This window comes from Micrococcus sp. APC 4021 (genome assembly GCF_030407635.1).
In the GTDB taxonomy this organism is placed as follows: domain Bacteria; phylum Actinomycetota; class Actinomycetes; order Actinomycetales; family Micrococcaceae; genus Micrococcus; species Micrococcus luteus.
This window is the reverse complement of sequence record NZ_JASDCZ010000020.1, coordinates 1-26,914: the sequence shown is the minus strand read 5'-3', so window position 1 is coordinate 26,914 and position 26,914 is coordinate 1. Positions and strand designations below refer to the sequence as shown.

Annotated in this window: 19 protein-coding genes and 1 pseudogene; 13 read left to right on the top strand and 7 right to left on the bottom strand. The window is 72.9% G+C overall.

All coding sequences use genetic code 11. The features are described 5' to 3' along the window. Window positions 1-13 precede the first annotated feature (13 nt). Window positions 14-577, top strand: coding sequence for a phosphoribosylglycinamide formyltransferase (gene purN / locus QL983_RS03370; protein WP_041102979.1), 564 nt, complete (start codon window positions 14-16; stop codon window positions 575-577). Here purN and QL983_RS03365 read toward each other — a convergent pair. Next, complete coding sequence (locus tag QL983_RS03365) at window positions 564-1,985, bottom strand: MFS transporter (protein WP_101965719.1); 1,422 nt, start codon at window positions 1,983-1,985, stop codon at window positions 564-566. The genes purN and QL983_RS03365 overlap by 14 nt on opposite strands. A gap of 118 nt (window positions 1,986-2,103) precedes the next feature. Here QL983_RS03365 and purH point away from each other — a divergent pair, with 118 nt between their 5' ends. The 3 genes from purH (at window position 2,104) to QL983_RS03350 (ending at window position 7,871) form a co-directional block, all read left to right on the top strand. After that, window positions 2,104-3,795 carry a bifunctional phosphoribosylaminoimidazolecarboxamide formyltransferase/IMP cyclohydrolase gene (gene purH, locus QL983_RS03360; protein ID WP_230297400.1) on the top strand — a complete coding sequence of 564 codons (1,692 nt, stop codon included), beginning with the start codon at window positions 2,104-2,106 and terminating at the stop codon, window positions 3,793-3,795. Between the two features lie 68 nt (window positions 3,796-3,863). After that, the gene (gene mgtE / locus QL983_RS03355; protein WP_230297401.1) at window positions 3,864-5,216 is read left to right on the top strand and encodes a magnesium transporter; all 1,353 of its coding nucleotides are present in this window, start codon (window positions 3,864-3,866) and stop codon (window positions 5,214-5,216) included. A 432-nt stretch (window positions 5,217-5,648) separates the two neighbouring features. Further along, window positions 5,649-7,871: an NADP-dependent isocitrate dehydrogenase gene (locus tag QL983_RS03350; protein ID WP_127435262.1), complete on the top strand. Its 2,223-nt coding sequence runs from the start codon at window positions 5,649-5,651 to the stop codon at window positions 7,869-7,871. Between the two features lie 199 nt (window positions 7,872-8,070). Here the strand turns inward: QL983_RS03350 and QL983_RS03345 are convergent, their stop codons facing one another. After that, a complete protein-coding gene (locus tag QL983_RS03345) occupies window positions 8,071-8,664 on the bottom strand; it encodes a methylated-DNA--[protein]-cysteine S-methyltransferase (RefSeq protein WP_134416276.1) in 594 nt (197 codons plus the stop codon). Between the two features lie 72 nt (window positions 8,665-8,736). Between QL983_RS03345 and QL983_RS03340 the strand changes: the two genes are divergently transcribed. After that, on the top strand, window positions 8,737-10,335 hold the full coding sequence (locus QL983_RS03340) for a TIGR01777 family oxidoreductase (protein WP_101965721.1): 1,599 nt from the start codon (window positions 8,737-8,739) through the stop codon (window positions 10,333-10,335). A 46-nt stretch (window positions 10,336-10,381) separates the two neighbouring features. On the opposite strand, the gene QL983_RS03335 is transcribed toward QL983_RS03340, so the two are convergent. Continuing rightward, on the bottom strand, window positions 10,382-12,229 hold the full coding sequence (locus QL983_RS03335) for a glutaminase (RefSeq protein WP_101965722.1): 1,848 nt from the start codon (window positions 12,227-12,229) through the stop codon (window positions 10,382-10,384). A 168-nt stretch (window positions 12,230-12,397) separates the two neighbouring features. Here QL983_RS03335 and QL983_RS03330 point away from each other — a divergent pair, with 168 nt between their 5' ends. Next, a complete protein-coding gene (locus QL983_RS03330) occupies window positions 12,398-14,293 on the top strand; it encodes a glycosyltransferase family 1 protein (protein ID WP_138976774.1) in 1,896 nt (631 codons plus the stop codon). Then, window positions 14,293-15,294: a glycosyltransferase gene (locus tag QL983_RS03325; protein WP_095347287.1), complete on the top strand. Its 1,002-nt coding sequence runs from the start codon at window positions 14,293-14,295 to the stop codon at window positions 15,292-15,294. Before QL983_RS03330 ends, QL983_RS03325 begins: the two co-directional genes overlap by 1 nt. A 112-nt stretch (window positions 15,295-15,406) precedes the next feature. Here the strand turns inward: QL983_RS03325 and QL983_RS03320 are convergent, their stop codons facing one another. After that, window positions 15,407-16,246 (bottom strand): ATP-grasp fold amidoligase family protein, encoded by an 840-nt coding sequence (locus QL983_RS03320; RefSeq protein WP_078025811.1) that lies wholly within the window; start codon window positions 16,244-16,246, stop codon window positions 15,407-15,409. A gap of 111 nt (window positions 16,247-16,357) precedes the next feature. Between QL983_RS03320 and QL983_RS03315 the strand changes: the two genes are divergently transcribed. The 5 genes from QL983_RS03315 (at window position 16,358) to ugpC (ending at window position 23,625) form a co-directional block, all read left to right on the top strand. Beyond that, on the top strand, window positions 16,358-19,039 hold the full coding sequence (locus QL983_RS03315) for an ATP-dependent helicase C-terminal domain-containing protein (protein WP_144879213.1): 2,682 nt from the start codon (window positions 16,358-16,360) through the stop codon (window positions 19,037-19,039). Window positions 19,040-19,125: 86 nt separating this feature from the next. Next, on the top strand, window positions 19,126-20,430 hold the full coding sequence (locus QL983_RS03310; protein WP_063188962.1) for an extracellular solute-binding protein: 1,305 nt from the start codon (window positions 19,126-19,128) through the stop codon (window positions 20,428-20,430). Continuing rightward, on the top strand, window positions 20,427-21,398 hold the full coding sequence (locus tag QL983_RS03305; protein WP_041102962.1) for a sugar ABC transporter permease: 972 nt from the start codon (window positions 20,427-20,429) through the stop codon (window positions 21,396-21,398). Before QL983_RS03310 ends, QL983_RS03305 begins: the two co-directional genes overlap by 4 nt. Further along, window positions 21,395-22,297, top strand: coding sequence for a carbohydrate ABC transporter permease (locus QL983_RS03300; protein WP_080695865.1), 903 nt, complete (start codon window positions 21,395-21,397; stop codon window positions 22,295-22,297). The genes QL983_RS03305 and QL983_RS03300 overlap by 4 nt, the downstream gene beginning before the upstream one ends. Window positions 22,298-22,332: 35 nt before the next feature. After that, the gene (ugpC, locus tag QL983_RS03295) at window positions 22,333-23,625 is read left to right on the top strand and encodes a sn-glycerol-3-phosphate ABC transporter ATP-binding protein UgpC (protein WP_206481313.1); all 1,293 of its coding nucleotides are present in this window, start codon (window positions 22,333-22,335) and stop codon (window positions 23,623-23,625) included. A 27-nt stretch (window positions 23,626-23,652) separates the two neighbouring features. On the opposite strand, the gene QL983_RS03290 is transcribed toward ugpC, so the two are convergent. The 3 genes from QL983_RS03290 to purU are packed head-to-tail and all read right to left on the bottom strand — an operon-like array spanning window position 23,653 to window position 26,164. Continuing rightward, window positions 23,653-24,657: a D-isomer specific 2-hydroxyacid dehydrogenase family protein gene (locus tag QL983_RS03290; RefSeq protein ID WP_206481314.1), complete on the bottom strand. Its 1,005-nt coding sequence runs from the start codon at window positions 24,655-24,657 to the stop codon at window positions 23,653-23,655. Window positions 24,658-24,681: 24 nt separating this feature from the next. After that, window positions 24,682-25,203, bottom strand: a complete 522-nt coding sequence (locus tag QL983_RS03285; RefSeq protein WP_036314590.1) for a gamma carbonic anhydrase family protein — start codon at window positions 25,201-25,203, stop codon at window positions 24,682-24,684. Between the two features lie 55 nt (window positions 25,204-25,258). Then, window positions 25,259-26,164 carry a formyltetrahydrofolate deformylase gene (purU, locus tag QL983_RS03280; protein ID WP_036314586.1) on the bottom strand — a complete coding sequence of 302 codons (906 nt, stop codon included), beginning with the start codon at window positions 26,162-26,164 and terminating at the stop codon, window positions 25,259-25,261. A gap of 179 nt (window positions 26,165-26,343) precedes the next feature. Between purU and QL983_RS03275 the strand changes: the two are divergent. Further along, a pseudogene (locus QL983_RS03275) lies at window positions 26,344-26,914 on the top strand (hypothetical protein); the annotation flags it as partial.

The following is a 26,914-nucleotide window of genomic DNA, read 5'->3' as shown; positions in this document are numbered from 1 at the left end:
CTACGATGGGCGCATGCGCATCGTTGCCCTCGTCTCCGGTTCCGGCACCAACCTGCAGGCCGTCCTCGACGCCGTCGCCTCCGGCGCCCTGGACGTGGAGATCGCCGCGGTGGGCGCCGACGTCGCCGACGCCGGCGGCCTGGAGCGCGCCCGCGCCCACGGGATCGAGACGTTCGTGGTGTCCCCGAAGGACCACGCGGACCGGCGCGCGTGGGACGAGGCGCTTGCGGACGCCGTCGCCGCCTACGCGCCGGACTGGGTCGTGTGCTCCGGGTTCATGCGGATCCTGGGCGCCCCGCTGCTCGAGCGGTTCGACGGCCGCATCCTCAACACCCACCCGGCCCTGCTGCCCTCCTTCCCGGGGGCCCACGGCGTCCGGGACGCGCTGGCGCACGGGGTGAAGGTCACCGGCTGCACCGTGCACGTGGTGGACGCGGGCGTGGACACCGGCCCGATCCTCGCCCAGGCCGCGGTGCCCGTGCTGGACACGGACACCGAGGCCGAGCTGCACGAGCGCATCAAGGTCCAGGAGCGGGCCCTGCTGCTGCGCGTGCTCGGCGAGCTCAGTCGGCGCTGACCTCGAGGGCGCGGCCGCGGGTCTCCGGGGCCAGCGCCAGCATCGCCGCGCAGGCCAGGACCACGAGCCCGCCGGTGACGGCGAACGCCCCCGGCAGCCCGAGGGCGGGGACCAGCGTGCCCACGAAGAGCAGCGGACCCAGGCCCGCGCCCACCCGCGAGGCCGCCGACGCCCAGCCGAAGCCGGAGGCGCGCAGCGTCGTCGGGTACAGCTCGGAGACGTACGTGTAGAGCACCGGGATCGCGACCTGCACCACGAAGCCGAACGCCAGCACGAGCGGCAGCACCGCGGCGGGCACGTCCAGCACGCTCGCCAGCCAGACGGTCAGGGCGCTCGCGACGACGGCGCTGACGGCCAGCAGCCAGCGGCGGCCGGTGACCTCGATCAGCACGGTGGCCACGACCACGCCGAGCAAGCCGGCCGCGGCCATGCCGGAGGTCATGATGAAGGCGCGGCCCTCCGCGTAGCCGGCGTCGATGAGGAACGTCGGCAGCCACTGCAACGCGATGTAGTAGACGAGCATGATGGCCACGAACAGGGCCCAGGCGATCGCGGTGATGCGCGGGGAGAACCGCCAGACCGCGGCGAGCTGCGCGCCGACGCCGCCGGAGCGGGCCGGCTCGGCCGGGGGCATCGTGTAGGGCCGGCGGGGCGCGCCGGTGGCCGCCACCATGCGGTCGATGACGGCGCGGGCCTGTGCCTCGCGGCCCCGGCTCATCAGGAACAGCGGGGACTCGGGGATGCCCAGGCGCACGACGAACACGAGCAGGGCCGGCAGGACCATGGCCAGCAGGGGCAGGCGCCAGTCGCCCCACGTGCCCACGAGCCAGGCGGAGACGAGGCCGCACAGCGCGGCGCCGACGGGCCACCAGCCGTCCATCGCGGCCAGGACGCGGCCACGCAGCCGGCGCGGGGTGAACTCGCCCACGAGCGCGTAGTCCACGGGGATCGTGCCGCCCAGGCCCATGCCGGCCACGAAGCGGAACAGCGCGAACCACAGCAGGGAGTCGGTCAGCGCGCCCGCGATCGTGAACACGGAGAAGATCGCGAGCGTCCACGCGAACGCCGCCTTGCGGCCGATGCGGTCCGCGATGGTGCCCCACAGGAACGCGCCCACGGCCATGCCGATGAGGTTGGCGGTGCCGATCCACGCGGCGTCGGCCTTGTCCAGGGCCCACTCCTCGCGCAGCAGCGGGATCATCACGCCGTTGAGCGTGACGTCCCACGCGTCGAACATGAAGCCCAGGCCGCCGATCAGGAAGATGCGGCCCTGGACGGACCAGCGCCACGGCAGCTCCTGGACGACCGCCTCACCGGTGGGCAGGGCGGCGTCGGGGGCGACGACGTCGGGCGCGGGCCCGGGGTGCGCGCCGTCGGCGCTGGGGCGGGGCGGGGTGGCGGAGGACATGGTCGGCTCCCGTTCGTCGGGTGGAGTGGGGGGCGGTCCGTCACGCGGACGCCTGGGCCATTATGCGGCCCGGCCTATGCTGGAGGACACCCGGACCCCCTCGAAGGAGCGCCCCCTCGTGACCTCTGCCCAGCCCACCACCACCGTCCTGGACACGGTGCCCCTGAAGCGGGCCCTGATCTCCGTGTACGACAAGACCGGCCTCGAGGGGCTCGCCACCGGGCTCCACGCCGCGGGCGTGCAGATCGTCTCGACCGGCTCCACCGCCCAGCGCATCGCCGCCGCCGGCGTCCCCGTCACCGAGGTCGCCGAGGTCACCGGGTTCCAGGAGTGCCTGGACGGCCGCGTGAAGACGCTGCACCCGCGCGTGCACGCGGGCATTCTGGCCGACCGTCGTCGCGAGGACCACGTGACCCAGCTGCGCGAGCTCGAGGTGGAGCCGTTCGACCTCGTCGTCGTGAACCTCTACCCGTTCGTGGACACCGTGAACTCGGGCGCCGCGGAGGACGCCGTCGTCGAGCAGATCGACATCGGCGGGCCGTCCATGGTGCGCGCGGCCGCGAAGAACCACGCGTCCGTGGCGATCGTCGTGGACCCGGCCCGCTACGGCGAGGTCGTCCAGGCCGCCCAGTCCGGCGGCTTCGACCTGCGCGCCCGCCGGCGCCTGGCCGCCCTGGCCTTCGCCCACACCGCGGCGTACGACAACGCCGTGGCCGCCTGGACCGCCGCCCACTTCGGCGAGGACACGCACGCCGACGAGATCCCCGTGTTCCCGCCCTACGCCGGCTTCTCCCTCGAGCGCGCGCAGATCCTGCGCTACGGCGAGAACCCGCACCAGCCCGCGGCGCTGTACCTGGACTCCTCGGCGGCCCCCGGCATCGCGCAGGCCGAGCTGCTGCACGGCAAGCCGATGAGCTACAACAACTACGTGGACGCCGACGCCGCGGCGCGCGCCGCCTTCGACCACCCGGTCCCGGCCGTGGCGATCGTCAAGCACGCCAACCCGTGCGGCGTGGCCGTCACGGACGCGGGCACGGACATCGCGCAGGCGCACGCCAAGGCCCACGCGTGCGACCCGGTCTCCGCGTTCGGCGGCGTGATCGCGGCCAACCGCCCCGTCACCGCCGCCATGGCCGCCCAGGTGAAGGACGTGTTCACGGAGGTCGTCGTGGCCCCGGCGTTCGAGCCCGAGGCCCTGGAGATCCTCTCGGCCAAGAAGAACCTGCGCCTGCTGAGCCTGCCCGAGGGCTTCCTGCGGGACGCGGTGGAGGCCAAGCAGGTCTCCGGCGGCATGCTGCTGCAGATCGCGGACGCGGTGGACGCGGACGGCGACGACCCGGCCACCTGGACCCTCGCCGCCGGCCCGGCCGCCGACGACGCCGTCCTGGCCGACCTGGCCTTCGCGTGGCGCGCCGTGCGCGCGGCCAAGTCCAACGCCGTGCTGCTGGCCCACGACGGCGCCACGGTGGGCGTGGGCATGGGCCAGGTCAACCGCCTCGACTCCTGCCGCCTGGCCGTCGAGCGCGCCAACACCCTGGGCGCCGCGCAGACCGGCGGGCAGGACGTGAGCAGCGCCGGCGGCGCGGAGAACGTCTCCGGGGAGGGCGCCCCCGAGCGTGCCCGCGGGTCCGTGGCCGCCTCGGACGCGTTCTTCCCGTTCGCGGACGGGCTGCAGATCCTCATCGACGCCGGCGTGAAGGCCGTCGTCCAGCCGGGCGGCTCCGTCCGGGACGAGGAGGTCGTGGCCGCGGCCGAGGCCGCCGGCGTGACCCTGTACCTGACCGGGGCGCGCCACTTCTTCCACGGCTGAGCGCGGCGCGCCGCTGCCGGACGGGGGCCCGGACCGGGCCCCCGCGACCCCCAGGAGGTGACGAGGCGATGACCCGCCGCGAGGTTGAGAGCGTCGAGGACCGCATCCGCGAGCACCTGCGCAGGGACGACCTCGACAGCGCGGTCGAGCTGCTGCGCGCGCTGTCCCCGGGCGACGCGCTCGAACTGCTCGACCGCTCCGAGCCGCGCATGGTCCCCGTGCTGTTCCGGCTCCTGGACAAGTCGACGGCGGTCCACGTCTTCGCGGCGATGGAGACGGGCCAGCAGTCCGACCTGGTGCGCAAGCTCCAGGACGGTCAGGTCCAGGACCTCTTCGCCGAGCTGCGGGTCTCGGGCCAGGCCCGGCTCCTCGACGAGATGCCGGCCACCGTGGCCCGGAAGATGCTCGCCGGGCTCGACGCCGAGGCGCGCGGCGAGGTCGGTCGGCTCCTGGGCTACCCGGCGGACTCGGTGGGCCGCCGGCTGCGCATGGCGCCGGTGCGTCTGCGCGAGGACTGGACCGTGGCCGTGGCCCTGGAGAACCTCCGGGACCACGGCGGCCGAGAGCAGGCCGCCATCGTCTCCGTGCCGGTGGTGAGCCCGCAGGCGCGCCTGACCGGCGTCGTGGACGTCTCCGTCCTGGTCACGCAGCCGCTCGACGCGCGGGTCTCGGAGATCATGCGGGAACCGGTGTCCGCGGTCGCCACCGAGGACGCCGAGGAGGTGGCCCGGCTCTGTGCGGACCGCCGCCTGTGGACGATCCCCGTGACGGACTCGGAGGGGCGCCTGATCGGCGTGTTCACCGTGGCCGACGCCCTCGAGGTCCTCGACGAGGAGTCGACGGAGGACGCGGCGCGCGCCGGTGGTGTGGAGCCCCTCGGCCGGCCCTATCTGGCGACCTCCGTGCTGGCGCTGATGCGCTCGCGCATCACGTGGCTGCTGGTGCTCGCGGTCGGCGCCACCCTCACCGTGCAGGTGCTCGGCGTCTTCGAGGACACGCTCGAGGAGATGGTCGTCCTCTCGCTGTTCATCCCGCTGATCATCGGCACCGGCGGCAACACGGGCAACCAGGCGGCCACCACGGTCACCCGGGCGCTCGCCCTCGACGACGTCCGGCCCCGCGACGCGCCGCGCGTGATGTTCCGCGAGCTGCGCGTCGGCATGGCCCTGGGCGGGTGCATCGGCCTGCTGGGCCTCGTGATCGCCGGGCTCGTGTTCTCGTGGCCCGTCGGTCTCGTGATCGGGGCGACGCTGTTCACCGTGTGCGCCTTCGCCGCCACCGTCGGCGGCCTCATGCCGTTGGCGGCGCGCACGATCGGCGCCGACCCCGCCGTGTTCTCGAACCCGTTCATCTCGACGCTCGTGGACGCCCTCGGCCTGGTCGTCTACTTCTTCATCGCCCAGGCCGTGCTCGGCATCTGAGCCGGCCACGATCCACACCGCCGTGCCTCCAGGGGCCGCGTGGGGCACGTTCTTCGGGTTCCTGGGGGTCGCCTTCGCCGCGGTCACCGCCCTCGGCGCCGGGCAGTCGTTCACCGAGGGGGAGCGGCGACGCCGGCGGGAGGCCGAGCAGGTGCGGCACGCGGCCTGCCTCGGCGAGGCGTTCCGGGGCGGGCCCGCCGGACCGGCCGCGCCGCCGTCGTCAGGGGGGCGCCCCCGACGACGGCGGCGCCCCCCTGGTACCCGGGCGACCCCGCCCGGCCCGGCGAGGGCGCCGGCGACGGCCGGGGGCGCTGACGCCGAGCCACACACGGTGTGGCGCGTCCGAGACGCCGGGTAGATTGGCGGCGAGTCACCCGTTCCCTGCCGACGAGGGCCGCGTCTCGAGTGCGGCCAGAAGGAGAGATCATCCGCATGTCGAAGATCATCTACACGCTCACGGACGAGGCGCCCATGCTGGCCACCGCGTCGCTGCTGCCGATCGTGCGCGCCTACGCGGGCACCGCCGGCGTGGAGCTGGAGACCCGTGACATCTCGCTGGCCGGCCGCATCCTCGCCGCGTTCAAGGACGTCCTGCCCGAGGAGCAGCGCACCGCGGACGCCCTCGCCGAGCTCGGCGAGCTCGTGAAGACCCCCGAGGCCAACGTCATCAAGCTGCCGAACATCTCCGCGTCCGTGCCGCAGCTGCGCGCCGCGATCAAGGAGCTGCAGGCGCACGGCTACGCGCTGCCGGAGTACCCGGACGAGCCGAAGACGGACGCGGAGAAGGACGCGAAGGCGCGCTACGACTCGGTCAAGGGCTCCGCCGTGAATCCGGTGCTGCGCGAGGGCAACTCGGACCGCCGCGCCCCGAAGGCCGTGAAGGCGTACGCCAAGCGCTTCCCCCACTCGATGGGCGAGTGGACCCCGGACTCCAAGACCGCCGTCGCCACCATGGGCGCGGACGACTTCCGCGCCAATGAGCAGTCCGTGACCCTGCCGTCCGCCGACGTGCTGACGATCGAGTTCACCGGCGAGGACGGCAAGACCACCGTGCTCAAGGAGGGCCTGAAGGTCCTCAAGGGCGAGGTCGTGGACGGCACGTTCATGTCCGCCAAGGCCCTGGACGCGTTCCTCGCCGAGCAGGTCAAGCGCGCCAAGGAGGAGGGCATCCTCTTCTCCGCGCACCTGAAGGCCACCATGATGAAGGTCTCCGACCCGGTGATCTTCGGCCACGTCGTGAAGGCCTACTTCTCCGAGCTGTTCGAGAAGTACGGCGAGCAGCTGGCCGCCGCCGGCCTGTCCGCGAACAACGGCCTCGCCGCGATCGAGGGCGGCCTGGACAAGCTCGACGCCGAGACCGCCGAGGGTGTGCGCGCCGCCATCGCCGCCGCCTACGAGAACGGCCCGGACGTGGCCATGGTGAACTCCGCCAAGGGCATCACCAACCTCCACGTGCCCTCCGACGTGATCGTGGACGCCTCCATGCCCGCCATGATCCGCAACTCCGGCCGCATGTGGAACAAGCACGACCAGACCCAGGACACCCTGGCCGTCATCCCGGACTCCTCCTACGCCGGCGTCTTCCAGGCCGTGATCGACGACTGCAAGGCCAACGGCGCCTACGACCCCTCCACCATGGGCACCGTCCCGAACGTGGGCCTCATGGCGCAGAAGGCCGAGGAGTACGGCTCGCACGACAAGACGTTCATCATGGACGCCGCGGGCACCGTGGCCGTGAAGAACTCCGCCGGGGAGACCCTGCTCTCCCACGACGTCGAGGCCGGCGACATCTGGCGCGCCTGCCAGACCAAGGACGTCCCGGTGCGCGACTGGGTGAAGCTGGCCGTGACCCGCGCCCGCGCGTCCCAGACCCCGGCCGTGTTCTGGCTGGACGAGACCCGCGCCCACGACCGCGAGCTCATCAAGAAGGTCGAGGAGTACCTCAAGGAGCACGACACCGAGGGCCTGGATCTGCGCATCCTCTCCCCGGTGGAGGCCACCAAGCTCTCGGTGGAGCGCATCCGCCGCGGCGAGGACACCATCTCCGTGACCGGCAACGTGCTGCGTGACTACAACACGGACCTGTTCCCGATCCTCGAGCTGGGCACGTCCGCGAAGATGCTGTCGATCGTCCCGCTGCTCAACGGCGGCGGCCTGTTCGAGACCGGCGCGGGCGGCTCCGCCCCGAAGCACGTGCAGCAGCTGCTGGAGGAGAACCACCTTCGCTGGGACTCCCTCGGCGAGTTCCTCGCGCTGGCCGTGTCCTTCGAGCACGAGGCGGTCGCGAACGAGAACCACCGCGCGCAGGTCCTGGCGGACACCCTGGACGCCGCCACCGGCACCCTGCTGATCGAGGGCAAGTCCCCGAAGCGCAAGGTCGGCGAGCTGGACAACCGCGGCAGCCACTTCTACCTGGCGCTGTACTGGGCCCGCGAGCTGGCGAAGCAGACCGAGGACGCCGAGCTGGCGGCCGCGGCGAAGCCGATCGCCGAGGAGCTGGGGGCCCAGGAGGAGACCATCCTGGCCGAGCTCAACGGCGTGCAGGGTTCCCCGGTGGACCTGGGCGGCTACTACGCGCCGGATATGGAGAAGGTCACCTCGGTGATGCGTCCGTCCGCGACGCTCAACGCGATCGTGGACAAGATCTCCGTCTGAGCGCCTGAGCGTCGGGGGCCGGGTCGCGTGCGTGGAGCGCGCGGCCCGGCCCCTTCTCGTTCCCCGGCGCCCGACGCCGACCCCCGGCCACCCGGCCACCCGAGACGGCTCCCCGCCCGCAACGCGGGTTGAGTTGTCACGGGTGTGCGTGCCCCGGACCCGTGACAACTCAACCGACGTTGCCGTGGCGAGGGGGTGGTCAGCCCGCGTGGGCCGCCTCGTGGGCCAGCAGGGCCTGCTTCGCGGCGGTGCCGTAGAGGTAGTGGCCGGCCGCGCCGTCGGCGCGCACCACGCGGTGGCAGGGCACGACGACGGCCACCAGGTTGGCGGCGCACGCCCCGCCGGCGGCGCGCACGGCCCGCGGGGCCCCGCACCGCTCGGCCAGGCCGCCGTAGGTGGCGGGGGAGCCGGGGGCGATGCCGCGCAGCTCCCGCCACGCCCGCTGCCGGAACGCGGTGCCCGGCTGGGTGACGTCGAGGGCGTCGAGCGCGGCCACGTCCCCCGCGGCGTAGGCGGCCAGGGCGTCGGCGACGGGCTGGGACACGCCCGGGCGCGGCTCCACGGGGCGCGGGTTCATCTCGCGGTCGGCGGTCTCCGGGTCCAGGGCCACGAGCCGGTCCATGAGCGTCTCGAGGAGGCGCCCGATCGCGGCGGCGGGGGGCTCCGAGTCCTCCGGCACGGCCACGCCGGAGGCGCGCACCGTCTGGTCCTCGGGGGAGAAGACGGCCACGAGGGTGAGCTCGGTGGCGGGCAGGGCGGCGGCGGTCCAGCGCAGCTCGGGAAGCAGGTCCATCCCCTCATTGTCCTGCACGGCCCGGCCCGGACAGGTGTTCGCGCGTCCCCTCCCTGTGTCAGGCTGGCGTCCATGACCGAGATCCGCGTCTTCGAGCATCGCACCCTCCTGCGCCACCCGCGTGAGGTGGTCTTCCGCTGGCTGGAGAACCCCGGCGCGCTGGAGCGGCTCACCCCGCCCTTCGCGGGCGAGGTGGTCCAGGGACCCACGGACGGCCTCCGCGTGGGCTCCGAGTCGCGGCTGCGCATCCAGGCCCCCGGGGCGGCCGGCCTGTTCGCCGGCGCGGCCCACGGGATGCTCACCGGCCTGCTGCCGGACGCCGTCGCCTCCCGCCTGCCCGGCGGGGCCGCGCCCGCGGTGCCGTGGCGGGCCCGCCACACGGCCTACGAGGAGGGCCGCATGTTCCGGGACGAGATGGTCTCCGGCCCTCTCGCCTCCTGGCGGCACACGCACCTGCTCGATGACGCCGCGCCCGGTGAGGCGGACACGGCGGACGGCCGGCGGGGCACGGTCGTGACGGACCACATCGAGTACGCCCTGCCGGGGGAGTCCCTGGTGTCCCGCGTGCCCGGTCTGGGCGCCGCGGCCTCGCGCCGCACCCACGAGGCCTTCGAGGCGGAGCTGGGCCGCCAGTTCGCCTATCGGGCCCGCGTGATGGCCGATGACCTGGACTTCCACGCCGCCCATCCCGGCCCCCTCGTCGGCGGGCCGGCTCGCACGGTCGCCGTGACGGGGTCCGGCGGACTGATCGGCCGGCAGCTCTGTGCCCTGCTCACCACCGGCGGCCACCGCGTCATCCGGCTCGTGCGGAGCCCGAAGAAGGCCGGCGCGCTGGACGCGGCGCTGTGGGACCCCGGCCGGGAGACCGTGGACGAGGACGCCCTGGCCGAGGCCGACGTCGTCGTGAACCTGGCGGGCGAGCCCATCGCCGGCCGGTTCTCGGACGCGCACAAGGAGGCCGTGCACGACTCGCGCGTGCGCGGCACGCGCACCCTCGTGGACGCGCTCGACCGGATCGCCGATCGGGAGGGGGACGACGCGCGGGCGCGGGCGCTCGTGAACGGCTCGGCGATCGGGTACTACGGGGCGGACGCGGGCACGGGCCCGTTCGGCAGCGGCCTCGTCGAGGATCTGGAGCCCGGGGACGACTTCCTCGCCGAGGTCGTCGCGGACTGGGAGGCGGAGGCCCGGCGCGCCGAGGGGGCCGGGATCCGGGTCGCGATGCTGCGGACCGGCGTGGTCCTGAGCCCGGCCGGGGGCATGCTGCAGCAGGTGCTGCCGCTGTTCCTCGCGGGTCTCGGCGGTCCGGTCGCGACCTCGGGTGGGGAGAGCCACGACGGCAGCCCGTGGCTGAGCTGGATCGGCGCGGATGACATCGCGGGGGCCTTCGCCCACGCGGTGCTCGACGACGGCGTCACCGGCCCGGTCAACGCGGTGGCGCCCGAGCCGGTCACGGCCCGGGAGTTCGCCACCGTGCTCGGGCGGGTGCTGCGCCGGCCCGCGGTCATCCCGGTGCCCGAGGCCGGGCCGCGCCTGCTGCTGGGCGAGGAGGGCCGGGTGGAGACCGTCGCGGCCGACCAGAAGGTCCTGGCGGACCGGCTGGTCTCCTCCGGCTACGAGATGCGCGACCCCGAACTGGAGGGCGCGTTGCGCCACGTCCTCGGGCGGTGACGGGGGTGGGGGCAGCGTCCCACGGGGACGCTGCCCCCACGGGTCGTCAGTCCTGCAGCGCGCCGGTCTCCCGGATGAGCTGGCCCAGCGCGGTGAACGCGTCGCGGGCCAGCGCCTCCCACAGGGCCAGGGCCAGCTGGGGGAAGCCCTCCTGGAGCGCGACCATCACCTGGGCGGTGAGGACTCGCGCCGTGACCGGCCCGCGCGCGCGGACGGTGGAGGGCTGGCGGCCGGGCTGGCCCAGGGCCATCTCGCCGAACGTCATCCCCGGGGTGAGCAGGGTGCGGCGCACGCGGCGGCTGCCCGTGCCCTGACCCGAGAGCTCCACGGTGCCGGAGACGATCACGTAGATGCCGCCGAACGGCTGGCCGGCGCGGCGGATGATCTGGCCGTCCGAGTAGACCCGCTCGTCCATCATGGACTCGAGCAGACGCGCGTCGTCCGCGGAGAGGTGCTGCAGCAGGGGTGCTACGGCCGCCTCCTGGGCGTCCCGCGGCAGCAGGTGGGGGGCGTGCCGGGAGAGCAGCCGCTGCTCGGCCCACTGGGCGGCCCGCGAGCGGGAGTCGAAGAACACGAACTGCGCGCCCTCGGCGGCGGGGTCCACCCCCTCGGCCTCATCCTGCAGCGGCTCGGGCAGGTCCACCTCCACGGACTCCTCGACGGCCGACATCAGCTCCTTCATCTCCGCGGCGTCCCGGTCCACGACGACGACGTCGAGCCCGTTGCCCAGCGCGCAGGCGAACCACTGGGCCACCAGCAGCCGGGCCGGACGGGAGATGGAGCTGACCGAGCGCATGTCCACCACGAGCGTCTCGAGGACCTCCGGCAGACCGCGGCTGACGCGGGCGATCGCGTCCACCTGGCTGAAGCCGAGGTGACCGCCCAGCTCCATCACGTGCACGGTGTCCGCGAACCGCCCGAGCGCCTCGAGGACGACGGCGCTGCGCACCGTGCCCGAGGGGGCCTGGTCGATCCGGTAGTGGGTGCGCAGAGCCGCGCGCGGGGAACCGGTGACCACCGACGGGTGCAGCTCGAAGTCCTCGACGATGGTCCGCAGGGCGGCCATCGCCGCGGCGCCGAGCCCGTTCTCGTCCGTCGTGTCCGACTGCAGCGCCAGACCGAGGTGGCCCGGCACCACCACGAGCACCGTGCCGCCCCGCGTGGACGCCCAGCCGGGCTGGCCGACGTCGTACGCCCACCGGGAGTCCCGGGTGTCCATGCCGCAGGAGTCCATCACGGAGAGCACACCGCGGACCGTCTCCTCGCTCAGCACACGGTCCCCGGTGACGGGGTGGACGCCACCGTGCGCGAGGGTGCCGGCGAGCAGGGCGAGGTCCTCCACGGTCACGGCGGCGGCACGCACCGTGGCGATGTCCTCGAGCAGCGTCTCGGGGTCGGCGTCCAGGGTGTCGAGGGACTTCATCAGCCAGGCAGCGGACCGGGTGTGGTGCTGGGCGCGGTTCTCGGCGCGCGCGGCCGACTCCGTGACGGTGACCTCGCGGTCGAACAGTGCGGAGAGCAGCTGCATCATGCGCGCGGTGCGGTCGCGGCCACCGCGGCCCTTCACGAGGGAGGCGGTGGCCACCGCGCCCGCGTTCTGCAGCGGGTTGTGCGGCAGGCCCGTGACGGCGTCCACCTCGACCCGGTGGTCCAGGTCGCGCACGGGGGCGGCTCCCACGCGCTCGCCCACCCGCACCGCGCCGAGGTCCTCGAGGGCCTGCGCGTGGAACAGGGGAGAGGCGAGCGTGGCGAGCGGCACGGGCGTCATGGATCCGGAGACGTAGCGGTGACCGTCCACCATGAGCATCGCGACGCCCACCCCGTCCGGGACCTCCCCCTCGCCCGCGTGGGCCGAGGTGAGGCGATCGAGGTGCTCCTGGACGGGTGTGGTCATGGGTCACAGCCTAGTCAGTGGGACAGCCCCGGGACAGCGTGGCGGAGGCGGTGTGGAGCACCATGTCGCATACGAAGAGCGGGGTTCACCCTCGGTCACGTATGTTGAGTCGTGGTGCCCGCGGGCGGCACCGTCCACTCGCCATAAAACTCATGGAAAGCAGGGTCGATGATCCTTCTAGAGCACGCCGAAGGGCCGGGAGAATCCCTGCCCGACGTCTCCGATCTCGCGCACCACGTTCCAGTGGCTCCTGGCGAGCTCCTCAGCGTCGCGATCCAGCACGTCAATGACGCAGATGCGCGAGGGGCGGCGCTGGTACAGCTGAGGTTCGAAGACGCAGCAGGAGAACGGGTGGAGGTCGAGGGGTGGACCCACGTCTCGCCGAGCCTGGGAGAGTACCGGTACCTCTCCGGCGGTGAAGGCCAGCGCGTCACCGCCTTCGATGTCACGGTGCCGGACTCGGCGGCCCATCTTGTGCTGCAGGGCCACGCGTGGAAACCGGAGTTCCCCGTACGCGTGAACGGCGCCCCGATGGTCCTGCGCCACGTCCATCCGCTGGACACGCCAGTGGCCCCGTTCAGCCCGGACACGCGCGTCCGGGTATGGGACTTCGTCCAGCACGTGCCGGTGAGCCCGGGCACCGCCTCCATAGAAGGGGTCGTCCATGCGAGCCTGCCGACCGAGAAGAGCACGGCGCTCCTCACCGTCGGCTTCCTGGATGAAGCAGGACGTCCCCTTCCCGGACCGTCGGACCTCCCCCAGAATCCGACGTTCGGACCTTTCGTCCAGCTGCGGGGGGCCGCAGAAGGCCCCCTTGAGACGCAGTTCCAGATTGCGGTCCCGTCGCAGGCTCGATGGGTCCGCATCCAGGGCCGACGCGGGTGGGGAAACTCTGACGTCATGATGCAGGCCGAGGTCGACGTGACGGAGGTCCGCTCCTCGGCTGCCGAGATCGACGCCTTCCTCGCGGAGATCCCGGAGGGCGACACCCTGCTCGTCATCGACACCACCGCACCTCCGCTCGGACACGAGACGCTGTCCCTGCGGCCCAACAACCTGGCACGCGCTTTCGAGAGGGCCGGGGTGTGGGTCGTGTTCCTGCCGTTCTCGTCACTCCAGGAGTTCCCGGCGCGGGTGTCCGATCGGATCCTCCAGGTCGCCCGCAAGGACTTCGGCCGGCTGGTGCGCGGCTTGACTACCCGACGGCGGTCCATGGGCGACACCTACATCTGCAGCTCCTTTCCGTCGATTGGGGCCGTCGCCCTCGGCACCCAGCTGAAGACCCTTGGCTGGCAGGTCGTCTACGAGTGCCGTGACGACATGGAGGAGTTCAATCGCGTGGGCTACTCCAAGTGGTATTCGCCCGCATTGGAGCGGCAGATGCTGATCGTGGCCGACAAGGTCGTCAGCGTCAGTACCGCGCTCGACGCCAAGCTCGTGTCGATGTGGCCGGCCCTGCGCGACCACGCGGTCATTCCGAACGCGGTCAACCGTCACGTCATCGACCAGTCGGAGGGCCTGAGGACTGAGGAGAGCTTCGACCGACGTGAACACCTGCGGGTGGCCGGGTACGTCGGGCACCTGACGCCCTCCTGGTTCGATTGGCCGCTGATCGCTGAAGCAGCCCGGCGTATGCCGGAGACCGTCTTCGAGATCATCGGTCACGGTGCGCCCCAGGGCATGTCACTGCCTTCCAATGTCCACCTTCTGGGCCCCCGCTCCCACGAGCAGCTGGCGGACATCGTCACCGGCTGGAAGGCCGGACTCATCCCGTTCCTGGACATCCCGCTCACCCGATCGGTCGACCCGAACAAGATCTACGAGTACTTCGCATGGGGTCTGCGTTGTGTCACCGCGCCCATGGGGAGTGTGGAGACGTATCCGTCGACCTGGGTCCATCGGGGAGTGGACGAGTTCGTGGAGAAACTCGACGAGGCACTGAGCACGCCATGGGCACCTGGCGAAAGGGAGGCCATGGAGTCCTTCGTCCAGTCGAGCGACTGGGATGACCGGGCCGAACGCCTGCTGTCCTACTACGGGATCACGACGGAGGGACGCGACTGATGCGCAAGCTGATCTTCTACCCCAATCTGTCCAAGGGCGGCGTCTCCGCCGTCATCCGGGGCCGGGCCCAGGCTGAGCCTGACGTCCAGTTCGACGCGGTGTTCCTTCACGACCGAGGGGGCTCGGACGCATTCTCCGACATGGCCAACGTCCACGTGCGCCTGATCCAGGAGAGCAGGTCGGGGCCCTATCTGACGCACCTGGCCCACCAGTTCGACTACGAGTCCGTGTCTGTCCTCAGCCACCCGGCCACGGCCAACGTGTTGTCGGCATTGGACCATGTCGCCGTGACGTATGAATTCCATTCGTCCAGCATCCCCGTCATCGAGAAGGAACTCGGAGCGCTGGAACTGGACCGGCTGGCCGCCGTCGTCGTGCCCTCCCAGATCATGGCGCGGGAGATTCAGCCGCTGCTTCCGCGTCGTCTCCGCTTCCGCCTGGCGGTGGAGCCCAACCTCGTGGATGTCGAGACTTTCGGAGAGCAGGGGTCAGCGCAGTTCATCGCCGACTCCGGATTCGGCGATGGGCCGGGCACGATTCCGCTGCTGTGGGTCGGGCGGTTCGACCAGGGGAAGGCGTACGCGCACTTCCTGAGGGTCATAGCGGCTCTTCCCCAGGAGTACGTGGGGCATGTCGTGGTGAGCCTGGAGGACGACCCACATCGTGCGGAGCGCTTCTTCGCCGAGGCTGCGGGTCTGGGCGTCCTGGAGCGTGTGCGTCTCTACCTGAACCTCACGCCACAGGCGCTGGGGGAGTTCTACCGCTCGGTCAGGGACGCGGACGGCTGGTTGGTGTCCACGTCGCTCAAGGAGTCCTTCGGCTACGCCGTGGCGGAGGCGACGAACGCCGGGCTTCGTGTGGCTGCCTCGGACCTTCCGGTCTGGGACCTCTTCGCGGGCACCGGCCTGGTGCATCGTGTTCCCAGCGGGTCCATCGCGGACCTGGTGCGAGTCATCCGGGAGGGGGCCCCGGTTTCCGCGGGCGCCGCAACGGCCTGGTGAGGGCGTCAGGCGGCGCGCTTGGCGCGCCGTCTGGAGCGTCCCCGTCCTCCGCCTGGTCTGCGGGCCAAGCGGAGGGCCGGGGGCTATGGCCGTATTTCTTGGTCCCGCCCGATCAATTGCGCTTCGGCGCATCGATGAGAAGCGAGCCAGCGAGTCGCTTCTCTGCCGCGTCCCACATCTTTCCCAGCCGGGCGGCCTCTTCCGGAGCCATGACTTTCCGGTTCTTATAGAAGAAGGTGCCTGGGTAGAACGTGATCTCACCGAGCACCGGGCCAGCGGGGGTGTCGTAGAGATCCACGCGGCAGAACGCCGAAGGCACCGCTGTGCTCACGCGGCGAGCCACGGCCAAGAGTTCCTCGGCTCCCGCCGGGGGTTCTGCAGCGTCGACGATGGACTCCAGATGAGTGACTCCAGGGTGCACACCGAATCGGTCATGGACGTCCGTCATCGGTGAGAAGTCACCGTTGAAGTATGACGCTGCGGCGGGCCCCGCGATGTGGTCTTCCACCAGTACGAAACCGCACTCGCCCTGGAACATGTAGCACCGGACATCGGCCGGCGGAGTCACTCCACGACGGTCACTCAGCAGCTCCTCGACAAGGAACTCGCCGTCGTCGGGGCTCAGGTCGTACCTGCCCTCGATCTCACGCAGCGTCTCGATGAGCCCCGGAACTGTCACAGGCTCGTCTTTCACAAGATCCCACAGCTCGGCCCCGCGGCGTTCGAGCAGATGCACCCCGATGGACGTGGAGGCGAAGCCAGGCTTGACGATGCACCGCTCGGGGAAATCGAACCGCTCGAGATCGGACAGCGGCCCCTTGAAGAGCTGTTCAGGAGTCCTGATCCCGATCTGCGCAGCGAACTGACGGGTCGCGTTCTTCGCCCCCAGCCATCCAGGGACGCCAGCTTCCCGCCCCTCCAGGCGATTCTGAATCCTGTCGAAGTAATCCATGGCCTGTGGCCCGTCTGCACTCTGCGTCACATCGACAGTCAAGCACACGTGCCCGCGACTCCAGTCACGTGGCGGAGAAACAGCCGGGCGTTCTTCGCGACAATGGTCCCGATGCCCACCCCCGTCGATCCCGTCTCCGTCCCCGCCTGCCTCTCCGCCGCTCTGGGCCGCCTCAGCACTGGCCTGACCTTCGCCGCCGCCCTGCCCGACCTCGAGGCGGCGCTGGACGCGCGCGGGGCGGCCGTCGTCGAGGCGCCCCCGGGCACGGGCAAGACCACCGTGGTCCCGCCCGCGCTCGCGGTCCGGCTCGCGGACCACGGCGGTGGGCGCGTCCTGGTCACGCAGCCGCGGCGCGTCGCGGTGCGCGCGGCGTGGCGGCGGCTGCGCACGGCGGTGCTGGCCGCCGCGGCCGACGCGCAGCCCGGCGCCGACCCCGACGCGCAGGCTCGGCTCGGGGACGCCGCCGTCGGGTACGCCGTGCGCGGCGACGCGGCGGGCGGCGGGGCCTCGGCCGTCGAGTTCGTGACCCCGGGCCTGCTGCTGCGCCGCCTCCTCGCCGACCCCGGGCTCGATGGCGTGGGCGCGGTGGTCCTGGACGAGGTCCACGAGCGGGACCTGGACACGGATGTGCTCTTCGCCCTCCTCGCCGACCTGCGGCAGCTGCGTCCCGAGCTGGCGCTCGTGGCCATGTCCGCCACCGTGGACGCGGCGGCCCTGGCCGCCCGCTGGGCCCGCGGCATGGGGGAGGACTCGCCCCTGCCCGTGGTCTCCACCCCGGCCGTGCTGCACCCGCTGCGCGAGGAGCACACCCCCTTCCGCGGCCACCGCCTCACGGCCGAGGGCCGCGTGGACCGGGCCTTCCTCGACCACGTCGCGGCCACGGCCGCACGCGCCCACGCCGAGGCGCTCGACGCCGACCCGACCGTGGACGCCCTCGTCTTCCTGCCCGGCGTGGCCGAGGTGGAGGCCGTCGCGGGGCGCGTCGCCGCGCTCGCCCCGGACACCGAGGTCCGCGTCCTGCACGGCCGCCAGGAACCCGCCGACCAGGACGCCGCGCTCGCCGGCCGCGCCGACCCGGCCGTGCCGCGCGTCGTCGTCGCGACGGCGGTCGCCGAGTCCTCGCTGACCGTGCCGGGGGTGCGCCTCGTCATCGACTCGGGCCTGGCCCGCGAGCCGCGCCGGGACCGGGGGCGCGGCATGGCCGGGCTCGTCACCGTCCAGGCCTCGCGGGCGGCCGCCGGCCAGCGCGCGGGCCGCGCCGCCCGCCTCGGCCCCGGCACCGTGGTCCGCTGCCACACCGCTGCAGCCCTGGGCACCGCGCCCGCAGCCCCGACGCCGGCCCTCGCCGTCGTCGACCTCGCGCCGGTGGCCCTGGCGTTCACGGCGTGGGGCGCCCCGGGCGGCCGCGGGCTGACCCTGCCCGAGGATCCGCCGGCCGACGCGATGGCCGCCGCCGAGCGCACGCTCGCCTCCCTCGACGCGGTGGACGCGGACGGGCGCATCACCCCGCACGGCGCCGTCCTGGCCGAGCTGCCCCTGGACCCGCCGCTCGGCCACGCCCTCCTGCGCGCGGCACTGTGGACGGGGCCCCGCCCCGCGGCCGAGGCGACGGCGGCCCTCGCCCTGGACCTGCGCGCCCCCGGGGCCGACCTCGAGGCGCTGGTCGCGTCCGTGCGGGACGGCCGGCACCCGGAGGCAGGGCGCTGGCGTCGGGAGGCGGACCGACTGGAACGACTCGCCCGTCGGCACGCACACCACGCCCCGGGCGAGCCCGGGCCCGAGGCGACGGCGACCGCGCGGCGCCACCCCGCCGGCCTCGTGGCCGCCCTGGCCTTCCCCGCGTGGATCGCCCGACGCGCGGGGGAGGCGGGCGCGTACCTGCTCACCTCCGGCACCCGCGCGGCCCTGCCCCGCGACGCCGCCGGCGGCGGCCTGGCGGGGCAGGAGTGGCTGGCCGTGGCCGAGGTCGCCCGCGTGGCCGGGGACGCGGCCGGCATGGGTGCCGCGATCCGCGCGGCCGCGCCGATCGACCGGCCGCTCGCCGAGCTCGCCGGCGCGGGCCTGCGGCGCACCGAGGACACCGCCGACTGGCGCGGGGACCGGCTCACCGGCCGACGCGTGGACCGGCTGGGCGCGCTCGTGCTGGCGGAGACGCCGGCCCGCGTCGCCCCCGACGCCGCCGCGCAGGCCGTGCGCGCCGCACTCGCCGCCGACGGCCTCGCCCGGTTCGACCCGAGCGGTCGAGCCGAACGCCTGCGCCGCCGGGTGCACCTGCTCCACCGCGTCCTCGGCGCCCCGTGGCCGGACCTCTCGGACGCGGCGCTGCCCGGCCTGGACGCGCTGGTCGACGGGCTCGCGGCCGACCTGGCCGCGGGGCGGCCCCTCGCGCGCCTGGACGCCGAGGCGCTGCTGCGCGGTGCCCTGCCGTGGCCGGAGGCGGGGCGGCTGGACGAGCTCGCCCCCGAGCGTCTGCCCGTGCCGAGCGGGCGCGCCGTCGTCGTGGACTATCCGGCCGTCCACGAGGACACCCCGCCCGTGGTCGCCGCCAAGCTGCAGGAGTTCTTCGGGGCGCGTGTCACCCCCGCTGTCGCGGACGGTCGTGAGCCGGTGGTCCTGCACCTGCTCTCCCCGGCAGGTCGCCCGCTCGCCGTGACCGCCGACCTGCCCTCCTTCTGGGCCGGCCCCTACGCGCAGGTCCGCGCTGAGAACCGGGGGCGCTACCCCAAGCACCCGTGGCCCGAGGATCCCGCCGCCGCGGAGCCGACCGCCCGGACGAACCGCCGCGCCCGCTGAGAAAGGGGTCCGCGAAACGTGCAGGAATCGCTGTGATGCGTGATGATGGCCGTCACATCCGACTCGCATCGATTGAGGTTCCACTTGTGAGACACGACACGCGGGCACGTCAACGGCGCCGGGCCACGCTGGCCGGCGCCGTCGCCGCGGGCGCGCTGATCCTGGCCGGGTGTGCTCCGGCCGAGCAGACGCCCACCCTGACCTGGTACACCAACCCCGACGACGGCGGGCAGGCGAAGATCGCCGCCCAGTGCACCGACGCCGCGAACGGCCGGTACAGAGTCGAGACGTCCATGCTTCCGACGGACGCCGCCTCCCAGCGCGAGCAGCTGACCCGCCGCCTCGCCGCGGGCGACACGTCGATGGACATCATGTCCCTCGACCCGCCGTTCGTCCCCGAGCTCGCCGAGCCCGGCTTCCTGGCCCCCGTGCCGGAGGAGATGCAGGCGTACGCGAAGGACAACGCCCTGGAGGGCGCGCTCGCGGCCGCCAGCTGGAAGGACGAGCTCGTCACGGTCCCGTTCTGGGCCAACACGCAGCTGCTCTGGTACCGCAAGTCGGTCGCCGAGGCCGCGGGGCTGGACATGTCCCAGCCCGTCACGTGGGACCAGCTGATCGAGGCCGCCCGCAGCCAGGACAAGGACCTGGCCGTCCAGGGCGCCCGTGCGGAGTCCATGACCGTGTGGCTCAACGCGCTCATCGAGGGCGGCGGGGAGCAGATCGTCCCCAACGCCGAGGCGCCCACGGACGAGGTCACCACGAACCTCGACTCCGAGGCCGGCCGCACGGCCGCCCGGATCATCTCCACGATCGGCAAGGAGGGTCTCGGCAGCGCCGGCCTGCCGACGCAGGACGAGAACGCCTCCATGCTGCTCTTCCAGGGCAAGAACGGCTCGTTCATGGTCAACTGGCCGTTCGTCTGGCCGGCCACCCTCGGCTCCGTGGAGGAGGGCTCGCTGCCGGAGGACCTGCCCGAGGACATCGGCTGGGCCGTCTACCCCCGCACCGTCGAGGGCGAGGACGCCGCGCCGCCCGTGGGCGGCATCAACCTGGGGGTGGGCGCGAAGTCCGAGCACCAGGACCTCGCCTGGGACGCGATCTCCTGCATCACCACCACCGAGCACCAGAGCCAGTACTTCGTCGAGAACGGCAACCCGCCCGCCGACCCGGCGGCCTACGACGCCCCCGAGGTCGCCGAGAAGTACCCCATGGCGGACACCATCCGGGAGTCCCTCGAACTCGGCGCCCCGCGGCCGCAGACCCCGTACTACAACGAGGTCTCCACCGCGATCCAGCAGCGCTACGCGCCGCCGTCGGGCGTCTCCGAGTCCACCCCGGCCGAGACCGACGACTTCATCCAGGAAGTCCTGAGAGGGGAGCGTCTGCTGTGAGCCACGTCGACACCGCACCCGCCGCATCCACCCCGCGCGCCGCCGAGGGTCGTCGCCCCCGCCGGGTGAAGTCCCAGCGCGCGAAGTCCGAGGCGCGTCTCGGCTGGCTCCTGGCCGGCCCCGCGTTCTTCGTGATGCTGTTCGTGGTCCTGTACCCGATCCTGCAGGCCCTCTACGACTCGCTGTTCAAGTACCGGCTCACCGCGCCGGGCGACCGCGAGTTCGTGGGCCTGGGCAACTACGGCGTGATCCTCACGGACCCCGTGTTCTGGAAGGGCCTCGGGGTGACCCTGCTGATCACCGTGGTGACCGTGGTGGTCGAGCTCATCCTCGGCTTCCTGCTGGCCCTGGCCATGCACCACGCCATCAAGCAGACCCGCGGCCTGATCCGCACGATCATCCTGGTGCCGTACGGCATCATCACCGTGGTCTCCGCGTTCGCGTGGTTCTACATGTTCTCGATCGACTCGGGCTACATCAACGCCTGGTTCGAGTGGCTGCCGGGCGTCGACGCGGACCTGAACTGGTTCGCGCAGGGCAGCACCGCGCTGTTCGTGATCATGCTCTCCGAGATCTGGAAGACCACCCCGTTCATCTCCCTGCTCCTGCTGGCCGGCCTGGCCCAGGTGCCGGGCGACCTCACCGAGGCCGCCTCCGTCGACGGCGCCTCGTGGTGGCAGCGGATGAAGCTGGTCATCCTGCCGAACATGAAGGCCTCGATCATGGTGGCCGTCCTGTTCCGCGCGATGGACGCGTTCCGCATCTTCGACTCCATCTACATCATGACCAACGGCGCCTACGGCACCGAGGTCCTCTCGCTGCTGGCCTACCGCACGTCCATCGGCCGGCTCGAGATCGGCATGGGTTCGGCGGTCTCCGTGATCCTGTTCCTGTGCGTGGCCCTCATGGCGGTCATCGCCGTCAAGGGCTTCAAGGTGGACCTGGCCGACCGAGGAGGTTCCAAGTGAGCACCGCCGCATCCGCTCCCGCCCCCGAGGGCCGCGCGCCTGAGGGCCGCGCGCCCCACCGTCGCGGCACCGGAAAGGCCACCGCACTGTGGTGGATCCTCACCGTCGTGATCGGCGTGTGGTGCCTCTTCCCGCTGTTCTCGATCTTCGCGACCAGCTTCAAGACGCCCGCCGACCTCGCCAACGGCAAGCTGCTGCCCACCCAGTGGTCCACCGTGAACTACGAGGAGATCTTCGTGGGCGGCTCGCGCGAGCTGTTCCTCACGGCGCTGCGCAACTCGATCGGCATCACCGTGATCGCCACGATCATCGCCGTCATCCTGGCCACGCTGTGCGCCTACGCGATCGCCCGCCTGGACTTCCCGGGCAAGCGGATCGTGCTCACGGTGTCCCTGATGGTCTCGATGTTCCCCGTCATCTCCCTGGTGACGCCGCTGTTCAACATGTGGCGCACCCTCGGGCTGTACGACACGTGGCTCGGCCTGATCATCCCCTACCTGTCCCTGACCCTGCCGATCTCCATCTGGACCCTGGCCGCGTTCTTCCGCCAGATCCCGTGGGAGCTCGACCAGGCCGCGCAGGTGGACGGCGCCACCCCGCTCGAGGCGTTCCGCAAGGTGATCGTCCCGCTGGCCGCCCCCGGCGTCTTCACGACGGCGATCATCGCCTTCTTCATCGCCTGGAACGACTTCGTGTTCGGCATCTCCCTGACCTCCACCGAGACCGCGCGCACCGTGCCCGCCGCCCTGGCCTTCTTCACCGGCGCCTCGCAGTTCGAGTCGCCGACCGGGGCCATCTCGGCGGCCGCGATCATCGTGACCATCCCGATCGTGATCCTGGTGCTGGCGTTCCAGCGTCAGATCGTGGCCGGCCTGACCAACGGCGCGGTGAAGGGCTGAGGCCCGCACACGAGACCTCCCGAAAGGACCCCCCGATGGCCTCCATCACCCTGAACCACATCGACAAGACCTACGACGACGGCTTCCACGCCATCAAGGACGTGAACCTGGAGATCGAGGACGGCGAGTTCGTCATCCTCGTGGGCCCCTCCGGCTCCGGCAAGTCCACGCTGCTGCGCATGATCGTGGGCCTCGAGGACATCACCGACGGCGAGATGCTGATCGACGGCCGCCGCGTGAACGAGGCGGCCCCCAAGGACCGCAACCTCGCGATGGTGTTCCAGAACTACGCGCTGTACCCGCACCTGACGGTGTACGAGAACATCGCCTTCCCGCTGCGGCTGATCAAGGACAACAAGCCCTCCGAGGAGGAGATCGACCGCAAGGTGCGCGACGCCGCCCGCGTGCTCGAGCTCGAGGACCACCTCGAGCGCAAGCCCGGCAACCTCTCCGGCGGCCAGCGTCAGCGCGTGGCCATGGGCCGGGCGATCGTGCGCGAGGCGGACGCGTTCCTCTTCGACGAGCCGCTGTCCAACCTGGACGCCAAGCTGCGCGGGCAGATGCGCGCGGAGATCTCGCAGCTGCAGCGCCGCCTGGCCACCACCTCCATCTACGTGACGCACGACCAGACCGAGGCCATGACCCTGGGCGACCGGGTGGCCGTGCTCAAGAAGGGCGAGCTGCAGCAGGTGGCCAGCCCGCGCGAGCTCTACGAGCAGCCGCTCAACCTGTTCGTGGCCGGCTTCATCGGCTCGCCGTCGATGAACTTCCTGCCCGCCTCGCTGAAGCAGAAGGAGGGCGGCCACGTGCTGTCCTCGCCGATCGGTGACATCCCGGTGCCGCCCGAGAAGGCCCGCGCCGCCGAGGGGCGGGACATCGTGTTCCTCGGCCTGCGGCCGGAGTTCTTCGAGGACGCCGAGCTGGTGGAGGACAGCCGCCGCGACCGGGGCTCCACCTTCGACGCGACGCTCACGCACCTGGAGTGGCTGGGCCACGAGCAGTACGGCTACATCGAGTTCGAGCCGGACCCGGCCGTGGCCGAGATGCTCTCCGCGCTGGCCAAGGACCTGGATGCGGATGAGCTGCGCCCCGTCGTCGTGGCCACCCTCTCCGGCGAGTCCCGCGCCCGGCCGGGCACGCCGACCCGCCTGTGGGTGGACACCACGCGGGTGCACCTGTTCGACCCGACGACCGGTGAGAACCTCACCCGCGACCCGGAGGTCGGCGCCGAGCTGACCCGCCGGGCCGGCGAGGAGCGCCGCCGCCAGATCGAGATGGCGGCCGAGCGTGACGCCGCCGAGCACGAGGCGGACGCGCCGCGCCGCTGAGCCGGCGCCGCGGACGCCGGGGGCGGGTCAGTACCCGCCCTCGGCGTCCACCAGGCCCTCCAGCTCCGTCCCGGCCGCGCGGGCCCGCAGGTTCCGCTCGACCCGCGCGTGGAGCAGCGGGACGCACATCTCCGGGGTGTCCGCCGTGTGCGGCGTGATGAGGGCCCGTTCCTCGGTCCAGAGCGGGTGGCCCTCCGGGAGCGGCTCGGGGTCGGTGACGTCCGTGCCGTAGCCGTGCAGCCGACCCGCCGCGAGGGCCTGGACGACGGCGTCCGTGTCCACCAGCGCCCCGCGGGCGACGTTCACGAGCACGGCGTCCTCGTCCAGGAGGGCGACGCGGTCGGCGTCGACCATGCCGCGGGTCTCCTCGGTGGCCGCCGCGGCGATCATCACGACCTGCGCGCCGGGCAGGACCTCGTCGAGGGAGTCGGTCGTGACGGTGCGGTCCGCGCCGGGCACGTCGCCCGCGCGTCGGCGGACCGCGGTGACGCGCACGTCCCAGGTCTTGAGCAGGCGGATGTACTCCTGTGCGATCCCGCCGCCGCCCACGACCACGGCGTTCAGGCCGTTCAGGGTGCGGCCGGAGGAGGGGCCCCACGCGGTGGCGCGGACGCGCGCGGGCAGGTCCCGCAGCAGGGCCAGGGTGAGCAGCAGCGCGTGCTCGGCCACCGGCGGCGCGTACGTGCCCTTGGCGGACGTCCACACGATGTCCGGGCGGCTGCGCACGAGCGGGACGAACGGCTCGATCCCGGCGAACGGGAGCTGCACCCAGCTCACGTGGGGGTGGGCGGCCAGGGCCGCGGCGAGCGTGTCGACCGGGATCGGGCGGACCATCAGCAGGGCCGTGGCGGAGGGGTCGCCCTCGGCCACGGCGGTGCCGCCGACGTCGGCCACGGCCTGCTCGGCCAGCCGCCGGGCGTGGGCGTAGGGGGTGTCGGCGACGTCCTGCGCCGCGGGGAGGATGAGCAGGCGCTCGGGGACGTCGTCGGGTCGGGTGCGGGGGAGAGTGGAAGTGGTGGGCATGGTGCCCACCGTCCCACATCCTCCGGGCCCGGTTCAGCCGGCGACGGCGTCCCGGTGCGCGGCGGACAGCCGCAGGTAGGTGGCCGCGTTCTTCTTGAGGCCCTCCCGCTCCTCGTCCGTGAGGGGGCGGCGGACCTTCGCGGGGACGCCCGCCACGAGCGAGCCGGCCGGGACCTGCGTCCCCTCGAGCACCAGGGCGCCGGCGGCCACGAGCGAACCGGCGCCGATGACCGCGCCGTTCATCACCGTGGCGGACATGCCGATCAGGCAGTCGTCCTCCACGGTGGCCCCGTGCACCACGGCGGAGTGGCCCACGGAGACACCGGCGCCGAGGGTGCACGGGAAGCCCTCGTCCGCGTGCAGCACCACGTTGTCCTGCAGGTTGGTGCCCGCCCCGACGCGGATGGGGGCGGAGTCACCGCGGGCGGAGACGCCGTAGAAGGCCGAGGAACGCTCGGCCATCTCGACGTCGCCGGTGATCGCGGCGGTCGGGGCGAGGAAGACGGACTCGTGGATGCGCGGGGTGGCACCCGCGACGGTGATGATGTGGGCCATGCCACCAGCCTAGGCGGGCAGGACGACGGCGCCGCGTGGCGCCGTCGTCCCGGGCTCAGCTGAAGACGACGGTCCGCCGGCCGTCCGCGAGGACGCGGTGCTGGGCGTGCCAGCGCACGGCCTGCGCGAGCGTGGAGCCCTCGACGTCGCGGCCGCGGGCCACGAAGTCGGCGGCGGTCTGGGCGTGGGTCACCGGCTGCACGGACTGCGCGATGATCGGGCCCTCGTCCAGGTCGGCGGTCACGTAGTGGGCGGTGGCGCCGATGAGCTTCACGCCGCGTTCGTGCGCCTGGTGGTAGGGGCGGGCGCCCTTGAAGGAGGGCAGGAACGAGTGGTGGATGTTGATGGCCATCCCGGCCAGGTCCCGGCACAGCTCGTCCGAGAGGATCTGCATGTAGCGGGCCAGGACCACCAGCTCGATGTCGAACTGGGCGATCAGATCGCGCAGCCGGTCCTCCGCGGCCTCCTTGGAGTCCCGGCTCGAGGGGTCCTTCGAGACGGGCACGTGGATGAAGGGCACGCCGTAGAAGGAGGCGAGCGGCTGCAGGTCCAGGTGGTTCGAGACCACCACGGGGATCTCGATGGGCAGGGTGCCGGCGCGCTGCTGGAAGAGCAGGTCGTTGAGGGTGTGCCCGTCCTTGGAGCACATCACGAGGGTGCGCATGCGCTGCGCCGCGTCCCACAGGCCCATGCGCATGCCGAACTCCTCGCGCACCGGCGCGAGCGCCTGCTCGATGTCCTCCCGCGTGGCCGGGGTCACGAACTCCACGCGCATGAAGAAGTCGCCGGTGTCCGGGGAGTCGTACTGCTGCGACTCGGTGATGTCCGCCTCCACGCCCAGCAGGGCGCCCGTCACGGCGTGCACGATGCCCTTGCGGTTCGTGCAGGCCAGCGTGAGCACGCGGGCGTGCTCCGCGCCGGAGGCGGGGGAGGGGCTGGGGGAGAGGGCTGCCGTGTCCATGGCGTCGATGGTAGGCGGTGCCGGCCGCGCGGAACCGCGGGATGACGGGGCTGATCCCTGGTCGGGGGGCCGGGCCCCGTGTCATCCTCAAGACCAGGTTCCCCGCCGCGCGGCGGCGCGGGAAGCAAGACGCGGCGCCCGGCCCGGCCGGTCGCCCCAGACGACCGAGGAGCACCCCCATGCCACAGTCCACCCTCTACTGGATCATCGCGGCGATCATCGTCGTGCTGCTGATCCTGATCATCCTCTCGGTGATCGCCTCCCGCCGTCGTCGTGAGGCCGAGGCCGAGGCCGCCGAGACCCGGCTCGAGCGCCGCGGCACCACCGCGGACACCGCGGACGCCCCGGGTGAGCAGGCGGCCGCCGCCGCCCCGACCCGGCTCTCCCGCCTGGACGAGGTGGCGGCCGAGAAGGACGCGCGCCCGGCGCCGGCCGTGAGGCCCGCCGGGGGTCTGGCTGCGTTCGACACCGCCGCGGCGGACCGCGAGACCGACGAGTCCGGCGCCGGCGTGGCCGGCGGTGCCGGGGTGACCGTGGACCAGCACGACGCCCCGAGCGCCGACGCCGCCGCTCAGACCCACCGCCGCGACGCCGCGGCTCCGGCCACCCGGGGCACTCTGCGCCCCGCTCCGGCGGCGCCGAGCACGGCGCGCGAGGCGGACACCGTGGGCCTGGGCGCGGCCGGTGTGGCCGGCGGCTCCGGCGTCACCCTGGACGAGCAGACGCCCGCGGCGGACGTCCCGGCGACCC

Excerpts from the sequence above, each read along its gene's own strand:
- purN (WP_041102979.1), top strand. The coding sequence starts at position 14 with ATGCGCATCGTTGCCCTCGTCTCCGGTTCCGGCACCAACCTGCAGGCC.
- QL983_RS03365 (WP_101965719.1), bottom strand. The coding sequence starts at position 1,985 with ATGTCCTCCGCCACCCCGCCCCGCCCCAGCGCCGACGGCGCGCACCCC.
- mgtE (WP_230297401.1), top strand. The coding sequence starts at position 3,864 with ATGACCCGCCGCGAGGTTGAGAGCGTCGAGGACCGCATCCGCGAGCAC.
- QL983_RS03350 (WP_127435262.1), top strand. The coding sequence starts at position 5,649 with ATGTCGAAGATCATCTACACGCTCACGGACGAGGCGCCCATGCTGGCC.
- QL983_RS03345 (WP_134416276.1), bottom strand. The coding sequence starts at position 8,664 with ATGGACCTGCTTCCCGAGCTGCGCTGGACCGCCGCCGCCCTGCCCGCC.
- QL983_RS03340 (WP_101965721.1), top strand. The coding sequence starts at position 8,737 with ATGACCGAGATCCGCGTCTTCGAGCATCGCACCCTCCTGCGCCACCCG.
- QL983_RS03335 (WP_101965722.1), bottom strand. The coding sequence starts at position 12,229 with ATGACCACACCCGTCCAGGAGCACCTCGATCGCCTCACCTCGGCCCAC.
- QL983_RS03330 (WP_138976774.1), top strand. The coding sequence starts at position 12,398 with ATGATCCTTCTAGAGCACGCCGAAGGGCCGGGAGAATCCCTGCCCGAC.
- QL983_RS03325 (WP_095347287.1), top strand. The coding sequence starts at position 14,293 with ATGCGCAAGCTGATCTTCTACCCCAATCTGTCCAAGGGCGGCGTCTCC.
- QL983_RS03320 (WP_078025811.1), bottom strand. The coding sequence starts at position 16,246 with ATGGATTACTTCGACAGGATTCAGAATCGCCTGGAGGGGCGGGAAGCT.
- QL983_RS03315 (WP_144879213.1), top strand. The coding sequence starts at position 16,358 with ATGCCCACCCCCGTCGATCCCGTCTCCGTCCCCGCCTGCCTCTCCGCC.
- ugpC (WP_206481313.1), top strand. The coding sequence starts at position 22,333 with ATGGCCTCCATCACCCTGAACCACATCGACAAGACCTACGACGACGGC.
- QL983_RS03285 (WP_036314590.1), bottom strand. The coding sequence starts at position 25,203 with ATGGCCCACATCATCACCGTCGCGGGTGCCACCCCGCGCATCCACGAG.
- purU (WP_036314586.1), bottom strand. The coding sequence starts at position 26,164 with ATGGACACGGCAGCCCTCTCCCCCAGCCCCTCCCCCGCCTCCGGCGCG.